Consider the following 17,097-nt stretch of genomic DNA (forward strand, 5'->3'; position numbering starts at 1 on the left):
ATTTGCAAAGAAAAACTTGGTCGCCATAAGGAACCAAGTTCAGTCTTCACCCTATTTTTTCAGCTGTTGCTTTTGGCACAATAAATTCAATATGGCGATACAGGTTTTCAAATTCACCTGGCAGCATGCCGCCGTACTCACCATCTAAATTCAATTGCATTTTATCTTTTACATCTACCTTCACGCGATTCGCTTTTGCGTAGATGACATTGTTATCATGAATATGCTCGCCTCTGAGTGCAAGGCTGACCACTCGAATGGCTTCTGCTAGATTGACCTTCTTTAGAATGATCAGGTCAAACATCCCATCATCTAGAATGGAATCTGGTGCGAGCTTTTCAAAGCCGCCTACTGAGTTTGTTAGTGAAACAAGAAACAGCATGATTTCTCCATGAAACAATTTGCCGTCATATTCAATTTCGACTTCTGTCGGGCGAATGGAAGGAAGCATCTCCATGCCTTTCAAATAATACGCAAGTTGTCCTAGCATGGTTTTCAGCTTACTAGGCACTTCATAGGTCAGCTCTGTTAATCGGCCGCCTCCCGCAATATTAATGAAATACTGTCCATTCACTTTACCAATATCAAGCGGCTTTGCTACACCATCAATGATGGCATCTGTCGCTTTTAAAATATCTTCTCTTGGAATGCCAAGTGCTCTTGCGAAGTCATTGGTCGTTCCAACTGGAATGATTCCTAATTTTGGTCTTTTTTCAAGCGGCGCTAATCCGTTGACGACTTCATTAATCGTGCCGTCTCCACCAGCTGCTACAATTAAATCAAAGTCTCTCTGTGCGGCTTTTTCGGCTGCTTGTGTTGCATCTCCTGCACATGTCGTCGCATGACAAGATGTTTCATAGCCAGCCTGTTCAAATTTTTGCAAAACCTGCGGTAAATTCTTCTTAAAGAGTTCACGTCCAGATGTCGGATTGTATATAATTCGAGCACGTTTCATTCATCATCATCCTATTATCATTATGCAATCTATTTTCACCACTAACAACCTTTAATTATACTATGAGATTTGAAAATGGCAACAGAACAACCCCCTAATATTTGAAATCTCATGGCACGTTTCCCTCAGCAGATCAGCATTCTGATAAGATAAAAGAAAACGATGAAAAGGATGGTATGCCATGAAAAAGCCTGTCTATTTCAATCATGACGGCGGTGTTGATGATCTCGTGTCCTTATTTCTGCTTCTTCAAATGGAACACCTGAAAGTGATCGGGACGTCTGTGATTCCTGCTGATTGTTATTTAGAGCCTGCGCTGAGCGCCTCTCAGAAAATTATTGATCGTTTTAGCCCTTATGAGATTGAAGTAGCCGCTTCCAATTCTAGAGGTGTGAATCCATTTCCAAAGGAATGGCGTATGCATGCTTTTTATGTAGATGCCCTGCCGATTTTAAATGAAAAAGGTGCTATTGATACAAAAGTATCTAAGCTTCCTGCACATCTTCACCTGATTGAAACGGTGAAAAAGTCAACCGAACCTGTTACGCTGCTCTTTACAGGACCGCTCACAGACCTTGCACGCGCCTTAGAAGAAGATCCTTCCATCTCAAATAAAATTGAGAAACTGGTGTGGATGGGCGGCACATTCCTTGAAAAAGGCAATGTCGAAGAACCCGAACATGATGGAACAGCAGAATGGAATGCCTTTTGGGACCCTTATGCTGTGAGCACCGTATTTCAAGAGCGTTTTCCAATTGAAATGGTCGCACTGGAAAGCACGAATCAAGTCCCGCTCACACTCGATGTCCGTCAACGCTGGGCTTCCCTTCGCTCTCACATCGGGATTGACTTTATTGGACAATGTTATGCCTTTTGTCCGCCTCTCATTCATCACGAAACGAACTCGACTTACTACTTATGGGATGTGCTGACAACGATCACTCTTGCATCCACCTCATTTACCCGTTCAAAAGAAATGAATGCAATTGTTTATACCGAAACACCAAGACAAGGACGTACTGAAGAACATCCAGATGGAAAATCGATTCAAGTCATTGACCACGTCGATCGGGATGCCTTTTTCGAGGCATTTGAAGAGCTGATGAGAAAAGCGGTTTGTCAGATTTCATCATAAAAAAGCCCCGCTAATAAGCGGGGCTCAAATTGTTGACACAGGGCTAAAATGAACTTGATTTTAGCCCTGTGTCTTCTTTTCAGCGTGATAGAAAACCTTTGCATTCTAGGAAGGACGAGTACCGGCGCATAGCGAATTTGACATTCGTGAGCACCAGCACGCAGGACTGACAAAGAATGCGAGGGTTTGTCTACACGCTGAAGCCCCGCTCATGAGCGGGGCTTCCTCTTACTCTTCTTCAGCGTACTTTTTCTTACGTCTAAACTTGCTTAAGATTTCATACACGATTGGCACGATGACCAATGTGAGAAGTGTAGAACTTGTTAAACCGCCAATAACGGTGACGCCAAGTCCTTTTGATACGATCTGACTTCCGCCTTCAAAACCTAATGCGAGTGGCAGCAATGCACCAATTGTCGCAAGTGCCGTCATTAAGATTGGGCGTAATCTTGTTGTACCTGCTTCAAGTAAGGCTTCTCTTGTTGAAAGTCCTTCTTTTTCTTTATGAATCACTCGGTCAATTAAGACAATGGCATTTGTTACAACGATTCCGATCAGCATCAGCAATCCAATCATGGCATTTAAGCTGATGGTTTCTTTCGCTACAAACAATCCAACGAGTGCACCAATAATCGTAAATGGAAGTGAGAACAGAATCGCAAATGGTGCAAGACCTCCGCCAAATGTAATGACGAGAACGAGGTATACAATAGCAATCGCTGCAAGCATTGCGAGTCCTAGCTGTGTAAAGGATTCCTCAATATCCGCACTTACACCGCCTGTATCAATCGTAACGCCAGATTTTAAATCAAGCTTGTCAACTTTCTTCTGGACATCTTGTGTCACACTTGATACGTCGTCTGTTGTCATGTCACCAGATACTTCAGCGTAAATCTTCCCATCACGCTTTGTCACAGTGTTTGCTGTTGTGCCATCTTTCACTTTCACCACATCGCCAATTCGGACTTGTTGTCCTGTTGGTGTTGTGATCTTTTTATTCTCTAGATCTTTTTTACTCTTGTATTCATCTTTTTCCGTTTGAAGCTTCACATCTAGTTCTTTGCCGTCCTCTGTTACTTTCGTCAACGTTGTTTCATTACTTTGAGGAGCGATCGCCTGTGCGATTTGTGAAGCGGTCAAGCCTAGTTTCGCCAGTTTTTCTTGATCTGCATTAAACGTATATTCGTCATACTTCTCAGATAAACTTGTGCTGACGTTTTTCAAGTTCTTCTCATCTTTTAAAATGTTCTCGACATCTTTGACTGTGCCTTCAATATCACTTGCTTTGTCACCGTACACATAGTACGTCACTGTATTGCTTGCGCCAGCAGATGAGAAGTCTTGTGATTTCCATTCTCCTTTAGACGTTTTGTCCTGCAGGGCTTTAACCACACGATCTTTTTCTTTATCAAAGTTCGGTGTGTCATCGTCGTATTGTACGAAGAATAATGCACCGTTAGAGTTTCCACCAACACTTGCTGTCAGTGCATTTGAAGAGCCTAATGAATATTGAACCGTATTGACATGATCCCGTTTCATTAAGTAATCTTCTGCCTTTTTCGTTTCAGCAATGGCTTGTTCTCTTGTTTGTCCAGGCTCTGGCGTGTATGTCACCATTGCCGTTTTTTCTGCTTCCTGTGGTAAGAAGCTGACACCGACAAGTGGTGCGAGGAATAAGCTTCCGATCAGCATCAGAATCGCAATTCCTGACGTGATCCATTTATGGTTCAATGTCCAATTGAGTACACGTCTATAACCACCAGCAAGTTTGCTTGGTTTGTGTTCTTTTACCTTTTTCGCTTTGCCGTACAGGTTCTTTTTAAATAGGCTATGAGCCATCATTGGAACGATTGTAATGGCGACAAGTAGTGAAGCCATTAGAGCAAACACAATGGTTAATGCAAATGGGATGAATAGTTCACCAATCATTCCACCCACTAGCGCTAATGGCAAGAATACCGCAATTGTGACAATCGTCGAAGACATAATCGGAATAAACATTTCTTTTGTGGCTTCTCTAACGAGTGCTTTGCCTTTTAACGGTTCATCTTTTAACGCCATTCGTCGATAGATGTTTTCTATGACGACAATCGAGTCATCGACAACACGTCCAATGGCGACTGTCATGGCACCAAGTGTCATGATATTTAATGTGATATCTAGCTGATTTAATAATAAAACAGCAATCAACAGGGATAACGGAATAGAGATGACCGAAATTAATGTTGATTTGATATCTCGAAGGAACAACATGATGATAATGATCGCAAAGATTGCTCCGATGATCGCCTTGTTCAGCATTGTGCTGACAGATTCTTTAATCGGCTCTGCTTGATCATATGTCGTGCTGACTTTGATTCCTTTATTGTCTTTTTTGAATGTTTCAAGTTCTTTTGTGACTGCTTCTGCTACACTCACTGTGTTGGCATCAGAGCCTTTGACAATTTGCAGACCGATACTGTCTTTTCCGTTCGTTCTAGAAATCGATTCTGCATCTTTCACGACTTTAATATCTGCAATCTCAGAAAGTTTGATCGTCGGTAGCTCTACCGATTGACCGCTTGCTGCACCTGCACCAGTTTGCTGCTGAGCTGCTGCCTGCTGCTGACTTGCACTTCCAGCCTGTTGATCAGCACCTTGAGCTCCTGCATTTCCTGAGCCGCTAGAAGGCGCTCCAGCTCCTGCGCTTCCCGCACCGCCGCTTGCACTTGGTGTAACAGGAATTCGCATGTTTTTCAAATCTTTAACACTTAAAATATTGCCATCCACTACGACTGATTTTTGCTTGTTGCCAAATGTGTATAACCCTAAAGGTACATTGACATCAGAGCCTTTGATCATGTTTTGGACAGTTTCTTCATCTAAACCATATTCCTTTAATTTCTTTTGTTTAAAAGAAAATTCTACTTCTTTGATTTGTTGTCCAGAAGCTTCGACAGAAGAGACACCATCTAAGCCTTGAAGAGAAGGAATAAGATCATTTTCCACTTTTTGTGTCAGGTCTTGTAATGATTCTTTATCACCGGAGACACTAAGAGCTAAGATTGGAATCGCGTTGATGCTAAAGCGTGCGATTTTTGGTTTTTCTGCATTTTCTGGGAAATTGATATTGCTAATGGCATCTTCAATTTCCTTCTTTGCTTCATCCATATCTTTATTGTAATCGTACTCGATTTGAATCGATGAGGCATTTTCAAAAGAATTAGAAGTGACCACATTCACCCCATTGAGATTTTGTATCGACTTCTCAATTGGATCTGTCACCTTATCTGATACTTCGTCCGGCGTTGCGCCAGGATACGTTGTAGAAACCGTAATGACTGGAGTGTTGATATTCGGGATTGATTCTTGTTTCATATTCAATCCGGCATATAGACCAGCAACTGTTACGATAATCGTCATGAGCCATACAGCGAACTTGTTCTTTAATACAAAATTGATGATCGAATTCATTATGTCCTCCATTTTCCTTTATGTATTGACTGACTGGTCATTCTATATCATAATAAACGGTGATATACAATGCCGTCAACCATTTCACTTGCGTTTGACGTAACATTCTAAAGCTGAAGGGGCCTTATTTCATGAACGAAAAAAAAGAAAAAATCATTAAAGCAAGCATTCAGTTGTTTGCGAAAAAAGGTTTTTCTTCTACGACCATTCAGGAAATTGCAGATGAATGCGGAATTTCTAAAGGTGCATTTTATTTGCATTTCAAATCAAAAGAACAGCTTTTCAACAGAGCGTTTGAATATTATATCGACACGTCTATGCAAAGTATTGAAAAGATTCGAAAAGAAAATCAACATCTTGCGCCTAGAGATATCTTTCAGAAACAAATCGCTGAACAGTTCCAGCACTTTGCTGAGAACAAGGATTTTATCATTTTGATCCTCAGCGAGAACATTATTCCGGAAAACCAGCAAATTAAAAAGTATTCCAAAACGGTTAAAAAGCAGATGAATGATGAAATCCAAATTTCTATTTTGACCACGTATGGACAGGAGATCGAACCATATATAACTGACCTGTCAGTCATGATTCAAGGAATCATCCAATCTTATGTGCAAGTACTGCTTTTGCAAGATCAGATGCAATTATCATGTGATGAGCTCTCATCCTTTATTCTCGACCGATTTGATGATTTGGTGCATGGGCTTCTCCGTTCTCATGCGAAGCCGATTCTAAAGCAAAACATTTGGGATGATGAAGCGCCAAATGCCGCTACTCTTCAAGAAGAGCTTCGATTGTTAAAATCTGAGCATCTGCTTTCGGATGATACCCTTGTATCCATTGAAGTTATTGAAGAAGAATTGGCCAAAGATGAGCCGCGCAAGCCGGTCATTCAAGGGATGCTGACAAATTTAGAAACGTGTGAGGACTCCGCTGTCCAAAGAGCTGTGGAACAATTGAAGCTATTCCTCCAATGACAATACGTGGCGATGTTCACTTTAGTTCACCTTTATCCCCTTCGAATATGTGCTAAAGCTTATGCTTCATTATAAAAAAAGAACCAATGAATTGATATACGGCGGTGGTCTGAATCTGTGATAAGACCCTGTCATATCCATCAACAAAAAAACCGCCTCAATGAAGAGGCGGTTTTTGCGATTTATCGTTTTTTAATTTCTTCGAGAAGAATCTTGTTGACCATCGGTGGGTTTGCTTGTCCCTTCGATGCTTTCATGATTTGTCCGACTAAGAAACCAATTGCGCGGTCTTTTCCATTTTTGAAGTCTTCAATGGATTGCGGGTTGTTATCAAGAGCTTCTGTGACAAGTTTGAGCAGTGCACCTTCGTCAGAAATTTGGACAAGTCCTTTTTCTTTGACGATTGTTTCTGCGTCGCCCCCATTTTCGATAAGCTCTTTGAATACCTTTTTGGCAATCTTAGAAGAAATCGTTCCTTTTTCGATAAGCTTGATCATACCAGCCAGTCCTTGCGGCGTTAGCTTCGTATCTTCCAGCTCTTTTTGAGCCGAGTTTAAGTACGCAGATACTTCACCCATGAGCCAGTTTGATGCTTGCTTCGCTTCAGCACCTTCTGAAATGGTCGCTTCAAAGAAATCAGACATTTCTTTTGTCAGCGTCAGTACCATTGCGTCATATGCAGGAAGTCCAAGTTCATCAATGTAGCGTTTGCGGCGCTCGTCTGGAAGCTCTGGAATCGATGCTCTTACACGTTCTTTCCACTCGTCATCAATATACAGCTCCACCAAATCTGGTTCTGGGAAGTAACGGTAATCATCAGAACCTTCTTTGACACGCATCAGGATCGTCTTTTTAGACGCTTCGTCATAGCGGCGAGTTTCTTGTTCGATCAAGCCGCCAGAAAGCAATACTTGCTCTTGACGTTTTTCTTCGAATTCAAGACCTTTTTGGACGAATGCGAATGAGTTCAAGTTCTTGAGCTCTGTTTTTGTTCCAAACTCTTCACGGCCGATTGGACGAAGAGAAATGTTGGCATCACAACGAAGTGAGCCTTCTTCCATCTTACAGTCAGAGACGCCTGTATATTGAATAATGGATTTTAATTTTTCTAAGTAAGCATACGCTTCTTCTGGCGTACGAATGTCAGGCTCAGATACGATTTCAACAAGTGGTGTACCTTGACGGTTGAAATCGACGAGTGAATAACCGTCGCCTGTGTGCGTTAGTTTTCCTGCATCCTCTTCCAAATGAAGACGTGTAATACCAATTCGTTTTGTTTTGCCGTCTACTTCAATTTCAATCCAGCCGTTTTCACCGATCGGTTTATCAAATTGAGAAATTTGATACGCCTTTGGGTTATCAGGATAGAAATAGTTTTTACGGTCAAATTTTGTATCAGTTGCAATCTCACAGTTCAGTGCCATTGCTGCTTTCATCGCAAAGTTCACCGCTTCTTTGTTCAGCACAGGTAGTACGCCAGGATAACCAAGATCGATGACACTTGTTTGCGTATTGGCAGCCGCACCAAAAGGCGTCGGTGAGCTTGAGAAAATTTTTGATTGTGTTTTGAGCTCTACGTGGACTTCAAGTCCAATTACCGTTTCAAAGTTCATTCTGATTCACCCCTTACAGTTCAGGTTTTGCTTTATGATGATCTGTTGCTTGTTCGAAAGCGTGAGCCACGCGGTAAACGGTTCCTTCATCAAAGTGTTTACCGATGATTTGCAGTCCTAACGGAAGACCATTTGCAAATCCACAAGGCACACTGATTCCTGGGACGCCTGCAAGGTTAACAGGGATCGTTAAAATGTCGTTTGCATACATCGTCAGTGGATCGCTTGTCTTTTCACCAATGTTAAATGCCGGAGTTGGTGTTGTTGGTCCTACAATGACATCATACTTTTCAAAAACATCTTCAAAGTCTTTTTTGATCAGCGTACGGACTTTTTGCGCTTTTTTATAGTATGCATCGTAATATCCTGAGCTTAGAGCGAATGTGCCAAGCATGATGCGGCGTTTGACTTCGTCTCCAAAGCCTTCAGAACGGGTATTTTTATATAAATCAATCAGGTTGTCTGCATTGTCTGTACGGTAGCCATAGCGAATACCGTCAAAACGAGCAAGGTTTGCAGATGCTTCTGAAGATGAAAGCAAGTAGTAAGTCGCAAGCGCATATTTAGAATGCGGAAGAGACACTTCTTCCCATGTGGCACCAAGTCCTTCTAATACTTTCAACGCTTTAAGAACAGACTCTTTTGCTTCTTCGCCAACACCTTCGCCAAGATATTCTTTTGGCACAGCGATTTTCAAGCCTTTGATGTCGCCAGTTAATGAAGAAAGAAAATCTGGTACATCGACATTTGCACTCGTTGCGTCCATTTGATCAACACCAGAAATCGCTTGAAGAACATATGCATTGTCCTCAACATTACGCGTAATCGGCCCAATTTGATCTAATGATGAAGCAAATGCGATTAAACCGTATCTGGATACACGGCCATACGTTGGTTTAAGACCAACAACACCACAGAATGATGCCGGCTGGCGAATGGAGCCGCCTGTATCTGATCCAAGAGAGAATGGTACTTCTCCAGCTGCAACAGATGCTGCTGACCCACCACTTGACCCACCTGGAACGGTGTTTAAATTCCACGGGTTTTTCGTTGCTTTGAAGCCTGAGTTCTCCGTAGAAGATCCCATCGCAAATTCGTCCATGTTTAATTTGCCGATTGTGACAGCTTCCGCTTCTCTTAAGCGGTTCACAACGGTTGCATCGTAAATAGGATCAAAGTTTTGCAAGATTTTACTTGATGCCGTTGTACGTAAATCTTTCGTCACGATGTTATCTTTGACACCGATCGGCATACCGAACAATAGACCAAGCTCGTCCTTTTCACCAACTGCCTCGTCCAATTCCTTTGCATACGCACGTGCTTTCTCTTCGTCCAGCGCTAGGAATGCTTGTACTTTCCCGTCTACTTCATGGATTCGTTTATAAGACTCGTCCACTAAATCAGAAACAGACAGTTCCTTTTTATGTAAAAGCTCTTTTAATTCAGAAATTTTGTGGTCAAACAGTGACATGCCTCAGGCCTCCTTTAGTCCAAAATTGATGGCACACGAATATAGCCGTCTTTATGATCAGGCGCGTTTTTGATGACTGCCTCAATGGAAAGACCTTTATTCGGAACATCTTCTCTCATGACGTTTTTCATTTTTAATACGTGTGTTGTCGGTTCAACGTTTTCCGTATCTACCTCGTTTAACTGCTCTGCAAATGAAATGATGCTATCAAGCTGTTCTGTAAACATCTCAGCTTCTTCTTCTGTAATCGCAAGCCGTGCCAAATGCGCAACATGCTTTACTTCTTCTATTGAAATTCTTGACATGCAGGTTCACCTCCAAAAATGATACGTGTTCGTGGTCATGATCATAAGTCATATACACTTTATCATATCAAATTTTACTGTTCTAAAGCAACTTTACGAAGACGCCTAGAAAGGCTTTGTCCACTAATATGTCATTGTGGTGTAGCCAGTGTCTAAAATATTCATCAAGCTGACTTTTTATTTTTCAGAAAATTTTTACTTTGATTTAATTTAGTAAACGCTTACATATAGACGCTCATCACGCATACACGTATTTTTTTTGTATGATGAGGATGTTTAAGAAGGTTGATCACTTGGGAATACTCTGATAGGTTAAGTAACCATAGCAGTGAGCAGACAGTTCAATAGACTGTTCTTTGTATATTTTGATTGAGGTGATGTCAAATTAATACGAAAAAGGTGATATGGAAACATGAGTATTGAGATTGTAATTTCTCTATCTATTTATTTTATTGGAATGCTGGCTATTGGCTGGTATGCATTCAGAAAAACAAATGACTTGAATGATTATATGTTAGGCGGACGCGGGTTAGGTCCTTATGTAACGGCTCTATCTGCTGGTGCAGCTGATATGAGTGGGTGGATGCTGATGGGGCTTCCAGGCGCTATGTATACAACCGGTCTTTCATCTGGATGGCTTGCTGTTGGTTTAATTAGTGGGGCTTACTTAAACTATCTATTCCTAGCGCCACGATTGAGATCATATACAGAAGTTGCTGATGATGCGATTACCATTCCAGACTTTTTTGACAAACGGTTTAAAGACTCATCTACTTTATTGAAAGCTGTCTCAGCTGTCATCATTATGATTTTCTTTACGCTTTACACCTCATCAGGTATGGTATCAGGCGGACGCTTATTTGAATCAGCGTTTGGTGCTCATTATATGTTTGGTTTAATCTTAACTTCTAGTATCGTGATTTTGTACACACTATTCGGCGGCTTTTTGGCAGTTAGTTTAACTGATTTTGTTCAAGGAGCTATTATGTTTTTAGCATTAGTGCTCGTGCCGATCGTTGCCTTTACTCAATTAGGTGGACCTGTTGCCACATTCAATGATATTCAACAGATTGACCCTAAATTGCTTGATATTTTTAGAGGAACGAGCGTCATTGGCATTATTTCCTTCCTCGCTTGGGGACTCGGTTACTTTGGACAGCCGCACATTATTGTTCGCTTTATGGCGATTACGACTGTAAAAGATTTAAAGCCAGCACGTCGTATCGGTATGAGCTGGATGATTGTGTCTGTCATTGGTTCACTATCTGTCGGTTTAGTCGGCGTGGCGTATGTTCATGAAACAAGCACCACTTTGGCAGACCCAGAAACCATCTTTATTGTGTTTTCTAAAGTGTTATTCCATCCATATATTACTGGATTTTTACTTTCTGCCATTTTAGCTGCAATTATGAGTTCAATTTCTTCTCAGCTGCTTGTCACTGCAAGTGCGATGACAGAGGATTTATACCGTACATTCTTTAGAAGAAAAGCCTCTGACAAAGAACTTGTGATGATTGGACGTATCTCTGTACTAGTCGTAGCGATTGTTGCCATTTGTCTCTCTCTAAACCCAAGTGATACCATTCTTGACCTTGTCGGTTATGCTTGGGCTGGATTTGGATCTTCATTCGGTCCCGTCATCTTGTTATGTCTATACTGGAAACGAATGAATCATCATGGCGCTTTAGCCGGAATGATTGTTGGGGCTGTTGTCGTTCTCGTTTGGATTTCAACAGGCTTAAACAACACGACTGGATTGTATGAAATGGTTCCTGGATTTATTTTAAGTGGTTTGACTGCTATTATTGTCAGCCTCTTAACAAATAAACCGTCTAAAGCTTCTAAAAAGCTATTTAGCAAAATGGAAGACCATCTCGAAGAAGAAACAAAATAACCAGACATGAGGAGTCATCTGCATTATGCGGATGACTCTCTTTATTTTTAAATAAAATGCTTTTCTTTCTCCCGTTTCTGAATAAAATAGAAGTTGTGCAGCCATATGGGCTGTGAGAAGATCATATACATGATGTGAAACGTACATGAAGTGAAAGGAGCGATACGCATGTTTTGGACAATTGAATGGGATACGGTCTTAAAATTAGCCGTTGCCACCTTAATCGGTTTGATCATCGGTCTTGAACGCGAACTTAAGAAAAAGCCGCTTGGGCTGAAAACGTGTATTGTCATTGCTGTCAGCTCCTGCGTATTAACCATCATCAGCATTGATGCAGCCTACAATTTCCCTCGAGTCTCTAAGCTTCAAATGGACCCACTCAGGTTACCGGCGCAAATTATATCTGGTGTTGGTTTTATTGGAGCAGGTGTGATTCTTCGCAAAAGCAATGACGTCATCTCAGGTCTTACGACATCTGCGATGATTTGGGGAGCAGCAGGACTTGGGGTTGCAACAGGTGCAGGTTTTTATAAAGAAGCCTTCCTCAGTCTTTTCTTTATTCTTGTCAGTGTGGAATTTTTACCTTGGCTCTTCCAGCGGATTGGCCCCATTCGCTTACAGGAAAAAGAAATCCGCATCAGAATGTCACTTTCTGATCGAAACCGTATGACAGAGATTTTAAAAGAAATGAAAGCACTCAATATTCGGATTCATTCTGTACGTATTGATGATTTAAAGGAAAAGGACTATCCGATCATGGAAGTACGTGTTCGCGTACATAAAGACCGCTATACAACCGATGTGTACTTTGATATTAAAGATTTAGAAGGCGTTGTTGGTGTGAAGTGTGATACGGTGTAGGATAAAAAGCCCCTTGCTATGTGAAACAGCAAGGGGCTTTCGATTTATGTTGTTAGCTGATGAAAGTCAAAAGGCGTAATTGGGGTTTTGTCCTCAATCTCCTTTCGAAAACGCGCCAGCATGGCACTTTCGTCAGCGCTTAGTGTTCGGAGATCAAATGCTTGATGTAAAAGCCCATAAATAAGCATATGACGCAGCATAAGGAAATCTGGTATTGTCGCCAGCCATGCGTCATCAAGCTCATTCTCCTGTCGATAGCCTTTGAGAAAATGGCTCATAAATTCACCCGTAAATTCAGCTTTATCCTCATACGGAATCACCGGATACCAAAGAACGTTGTATAGCAAAATGCTCATATCGTTGATAAACCAGTGATACCCACAATCATCAAAATCAAATGCAATGATTTCTCCATGATGATAGTGGAAGTTCCCGTGATGTAAATCCGCATGCACCAGTCCATAGACATCCTTGGATATTCGGAGCTGGTGAAGCTTTTGCATCAGTTCATCTTTTCGCTGCAACACAACCGTTTGATCAGAAGGAATATACGTTTCAAGCTTTAATTGCTCCTCCTCATACCACTCTTGACGCTTATAGCGAGGATCTTTCACTTGATATTGTTTAGTCGTTTGATGCATACGCCCTGTATAGGCTCCTAACGCTTGAAACAACTGTCCATTCCAATCTGCTTCGGTCACTTTTCTGCCGGGCGCCTTTTCGTACACTCTCAGCAAAAAAGCGCCTCCTGCTTGATCGGGAATCGCTTCAACATCTTTTCCTCTTGTGGATAAAACCGGTTTAGCTACTGAGATTCCATGTTGAGATAAATACCGAATCCAGTCCATTTCTCCCAAAATATATGTGCGGGAGCGGCGAATGGTATGGGTGATTTTCAATATATAACTCGACCCTTTTTCATCCGTATATTCATACACATAATTTTCTGCATCGGCTAGAAATGTGACCTGTTCTGGCTGAAAATGATAGAGTAGAGCCGCTTTCTTTAAGACCATTTGTTCATCGTATCGTGCTTTTACTTCTTTATGCATGCTGATTCTCCTTTTATCGTCTTTTTACTTATATATGACGGTAATCAGCATTTATACGAGCATCAACATACCTGCCTTTCCTTTTGGTTTCTTCACATACTTTGACAAAAGTTGAAAGATTCCTCTAATTAGAAATAAAAAACCGCCAAAAGGCGGTTTTTATTTAGTCATATATATGGACCGTTGGTTCTTTATCTTCGGCATTTTTTGTGATGAGGGCTTCTTGCTGATCAGAAGAGGTGATGTTGATTTCTATATTGGTGCTCTTATAGTAATCCATGACTTCACCTGTTAAGTATTGCGTGAATGCCACGACTTCTGTTTTTCCGTAGAATTGCATTGGAATTTCTACTTTCATTTTTTGCAAGTTCCCGTTTTTATAGAAACCTTTGCCTACCACACCTGTGTAATTCGGGAAGTAGTCTTCTACCTTTGTCTTGAAGCGGTCAAATCGCTCTGAATCATCTTTGTAGCTGCTCTTGGCATTATCTGAAGGGAAGAAGACATTCTCTTCTTTAATCGTATCCCAACTGCCAATATCAGCTGATCCTGCTTTTACATCAGTTTTAGCGATGAAGTTTCCTGGAACAATAGATGATTTTGGTGCTTGTTTATAAAGAGCAATCATGACTGGGACTTTTTGCAGTCCGTCCATTTGACGAAGGCGTTTAATGACTTGTTCCGCAATTTTTTCGCCCTCTGCTAAAAGTTTCTTTGAATTCTTCGATGAATCGATGGTCACCTCTTGCTGAGGATCTCCGATATTTTCGCGATAATAATAGACAGAGTTAAGCGCAAGACCGATAACAACCCCGCCAAGCTGTAAGCTATTTTTATCTTTTCTGATTAAGTAATTATGCTCTAGCATGGAAGCTAAGTAGATTGGACTATTTTCGTTTTTTGACTTTGTTGAACCTGAGTTTGGAAGAGCAGGGTTTAAGCCTAAGTTCTTAAAGTCTTTGTCTTCTTTTTCAGCCTTTTTCAGATCACTGCCTGTTTTTTTGCGGGCAAGCCAGCTGAGAACAGTATCTTCATCTAAATGCTGTCCTTCTTGGAACAGATAATCGTTTGTATTGAATGATTCTGTTGCCAGGCGCATGAGTCCTGTTTCAAATTCATCAATGTCTAAGCGTGTATTGAGACGCTCTGCTGTTAGTCCTCTTGCCGCTCCTTGTTTAAACGGCAGCACCATTTTGTAATAGGAATCAGAGATGTTGTACATTGGGATGATCGCTGTTTCTTTCGTTTCATCCGTTTTTTGTGTAACCTCTTCCTCATCCTTTCCCCCAAAAGGTGCACACGCTGACAATACCAGTGTGAGCATTGTCAGCAGCAATAGCAACTTTTTCAATAGAAAACACTCCTCTTATTTCTTTAGCTCCTCGAGCATTTTGGCTTCGTCCCAAATTTCAATATTGAGTTCTTCTGCCTTTGTCAGCTTGCTTCCAGCTGCTTCGCCGGCAATGACTAAGTCTGTTTTTTTACTTACGCTACCTGCTAACTTGCCGCCTAATGCTTCGATCGCTGCCTTTGCATCATTTCGCGACATTTCTTCTAATTTTCCCGTCAGCACAATCGTTTTTCCTGCAAAGTAGGAATCACTTTCTTCTACTTTCACCGGTTTTGGCCCTGTGTAGGTCATATTGACCCCAAGTTCTTTTAGTTCATTTAGCAGATCTAGTATTTCTTCTTTCTCAAAGTACGTGACGACTGCATCGGCCATTTTTTCACCAATTTCATCTACTTCAAGTAATTGTTCTTTCGTTGCTTGTTTTAACTGATCGATATCCTCAAAGTGCATGGCCAACGTCTTCGCTGCTTTAGAACCAATAAATCGAATACCGAGTCCAAATAATAACCGTTCAAGAGAGTTTTCTTTCGATTGCTCGATCGAACGCAGTAAGTTATCGACTGACTTTTCGCCCATTCGTTCTAGCTGAATCAACTCTTCTTTTGTTAAACGGTAAAGGTCTGATACACGAGAGACAAGCTGTTCTTTGAAAAGTTGTGTAATGACTCGCTCGCCTAGCCCATCAATATTCATCGCATTACGAGACACAAAGTGAATGAGTCCTTCACGTATTTGAGCGGGGCATTGTGGATTGATGCACCGAAGCGCCACTTCTCCTTCAATTCTGACCAGCTCACTATGACACTCTGGACATTCAGTCGGCATGTGAAACGGCTCTTCTTCTCCTGTTCGCTGATCAACAAGAACCCCTGCAACCTCTGGGATAATATCGCCCGCTTTTTTGACAATCACTTGATCAAAAAGGCGGATATCCTTCTCTTTGATTAAATCTTCATTATGAAGAGATGCACGTTGCACTGTCGTCCCTGCCACTTTTACAGGCTCAAGAATCGCTGTTGGGGTGATGACGCCAGTACGCCCCACACTTAGTTCAATATCAATCAGCTTCGTCACGACTTCTTCGGCCGGAAATTTGTACGCAACAGCCCAGCGTGGACTTTTTGCTGTGAAGCCTAGTTCTTCTTGCTGAGCCAATGAATTGACTTTAATGACAATGCCATCGATTTCGTATGAGAAATCAGCACGCTTTGTTTTCAGTGTTTCAATGAGGTCGATCACTTCTTCAATGGTTTGGCACATCCGTCTTTCTTTGTTCGTTTTAAAGCCAAGCTCATCGAGAAGATCAAGTCCTGCGCTTTGCGTTTCAACACCAATTTCATCAAGCTCCGCTATACTGTAGACGAAGATATCAAGGTTTCGTTTCGCTGCAATTTTCGTATCGAGCTGACGAAGTGAGCCAGCAGCCGCATTACGCGGGTTCGCAAACGGCTCTTCTTCGTTTTGTAATCTTTTTTCGTTAAGGGCTTCAAAAGAAGGTTTTGGCATAAATGCCTCGCCTCTCACTTCAATCGACAGAGGCCGATTGATTTTGAGCGGGATGGAACGAATGGTTTTGAGGTTCTCGGTAATATCCTCACCTGTTGTGCCATCACCCCGCGTGGCACCCCGGACAAACACGCCATTTTCATAACGGAGAGAAACAGCGAGTCCGTCAATTTTCAGCTCGACATTGTAAGCGACGTCGTCACCGACTGCTTGACGAACCCGGCGGTCAAAATCAAGAAGGTCCTGTTCATGAAACGCATTGCCGAGACTGAGCATCGGTGTGCCGTGACGTACTTTTTGGAAGGCGTCTAAAACAGCTCCTCCTACTCTTTGCGAGGGTGAATCCGCTGCTTTTAAATCAGGGTATTCTTCCTCCAGAGAAATCAGCTCACGCATCCGCGCATCATATTCAGCGTCAGGAACACTTGGACGATCCAGTGTGTGATATTCGTAGTTGTATTGATTCAAAATCTGGTGTAGTTCCTCGATCCGGCGTTTCGCTGCTTCTTTATCCATCTGCTTCT

The 17,097-nt window shown here is 41.8% G+C and carries 12 protein-coding genes; 4 read left to right on the forward strand and 8 right to left on the reverse strand.

Going from position 1 to position 17,097, the window contains the following annotated elements; all coding sequences use genetic code 11:
• Positions 1-46: 46 nt before the first annotated feature.
• The gene (locus FBF75_RS17060; RefSeq protein WP_007496845.1) at positions 47-955 is read right to left on the reverse strand and encodes a diacylglycerol kinase; all 909 of its coding nucleotides are present in this window, start codon (positions 953-955) and stop codon (positions 47-49) included.
• Positions 956-1,136: 181 nt separating this feature from the next.
• On the opposite strand from FBF75_RS17060, the gene FBF75_RS17065 reads away from it, so the two are divergent.
• Positions 1,137-2,090, forward strand: coding sequence for a nucleoside hydrolase (locus FBF75_RS17065; protein ID WP_136944979.1), 954 nt, complete (start codon positions 1,137-1,139; stop codon positions 2,088-2,090).
• Between the two features lie 228 nt (positions 2,091-2,318).
• Here the strand turns inward: FBF75_RS17065 and FBF75_RS17075 are convergent, their stop codons facing one another.
• Positions 2,319-5,543 (reverse strand): efflux RND transporter permease subunit, encoded by a 3,225-nt coding sequence (locus tag FBF75_RS17075; protein ID WP_056408166.1) that lies wholly within the window; start codon positions 5,541-5,543, stop codon positions 2,319-2,321.
• Between the two features lie 131 nt (positions 5,544-5,674).
• Between FBF75_RS17075 and FBF75_RS17080 the strand changes: the two genes are divergently transcribed.
• Positions 5,675-6,520, forward strand: a complete 846-nt coding sequence (locus FBF75_RS17080; RefSeq protein ID WP_017359798.1) for a TetR/AcrR family transcriptional regulator — start codon at positions 5,675-5,677, stop codon at positions 6,518-6,520.
• Between the two features lie 182 nt (positions 6,521-6,702).
• On the opposite strand, the gene gatB is transcribed toward FBF75_RS17080, so the two are convergent.
• The 3 genes from gatB to gatC are packed head-to-tail and all read right to left on the reverse strand — an operon-like array spanning position 6,703 to position 9,909.
• Positions 6,703-8,133, reverse strand: coding sequence for an Asp-tRNA(Asn)/Glu-tRNA(Gln) amidotransferase subunit GatB (gatB, locus tag FBF75_RS17085; RefSeq protein ID WP_007496855.1), 1,431 nt, complete (start codon positions 8,131-8,133; stop codon positions 6,703-6,705).
• 13 nt (positions 8,134-8,146) lie between these two features.
• The gene (gene gatA / locus FBF75_RS17090) at positions 8,147-9,604 is read right to left on the reverse strand and encodes an Asp-tRNA(Asn)/Glu-tRNA(Gln) amidotransferase subunit GatA (RefSeq protein ID WP_017359799.1); all 1,458 of its coding nucleotides are present in this window, start codon (positions 9,602-9,604) and stop codon (positions 8,147-8,149) included.
• A gap of 14 nt (positions 9,605-9,618) precedes the next feature.
• A complete protein-coding gene (gene gatC, locus FBF75_RS17095) occupies positions 9,619-9,909 on the reverse strand; it encodes an Asp-tRNA(Asn)/Glu-tRNA(Gln) amidotransferase subunit GatC (RefSeq protein ID WP_003213898.1) in 291 nt (96 codons plus the stop codon).
• A 412-nt stretch (positions 9,910-10,321) separates the two neighbouring features.
• On the opposite strand from gatC, the gene putP reads away from it, so the two are divergent.
• Complete coding sequence (gene putP / locus FBF75_RS17100; RefSeq protein ID WP_061418249.1) at positions 10,322-11,803, forward strand: sodium/proline symporter PutP; 1,482 nt, start codon at positions 10,322-10,324, stop codon at positions 11,801-11,803.
• Between the two features lie 168 nt (positions 11,804-11,971).
• A complete protein-coding gene (locus tag FBF75_RS17105) occupies positions 11,972-12,664 on the forward strand; it encodes an MgtC/SapB family protein (protein WP_008344247.1) in 693 nt (230 codons plus the stop codon).
• Between the two features lie 44 nt (positions 12,665-12,708).
• Here the strand turns inward: FBF75_RS17105 and FBF75_RS17110 are convergent, their stop codons facing one another.
• From FBF75_RS17110 to ligA, 3 genes are all read right to left on the reverse strand, one after another.
• Entirely contained in the window at positions 12,709-13,716 is a 1,008-nt protein-coding gene (locus tag FBF75_RS17110) for a phosphotransferase enzyme family protein (protein WP_008344249.1), read from the reverse strand.
• Between the two features lie 163 nt (positions 13,717-13,879).
• Positions 13,880-15,067, reverse strand: a complete 1,188-nt coding sequence (locus tag FBF75_RS17115) for a CamS family sex pheromone protein (protein ID WP_008344253.1) — start codon at positions 15,065-15,067, stop codon at positions 13,880-13,882.
• 15 nt (positions 15,068-15,082) lie between these two features.
• Positions 15,083-17,089 (reverse strand): NAD-dependent DNA ligase LigA, encoded by a 2,007-nt coding sequence (ligA, locus tag FBF75_RS17120; RefSeq protein WP_017359803.1) that lies wholly within the window; start codon positions 17,087-17,089, stop codon positions 15,083-15,085.
• Between the last annotated feature and the right edge of the window lie 8 nt (positions 17,090-17,097).

Source organism: Bacillus sp. S2(2019) (assembly GCF_005144805.1).
Lineage (GTDB): Bacteria > Bacillota > Bacilli > Bacillales > Bacillaceae > Bacillus > Bacillus altitudinis.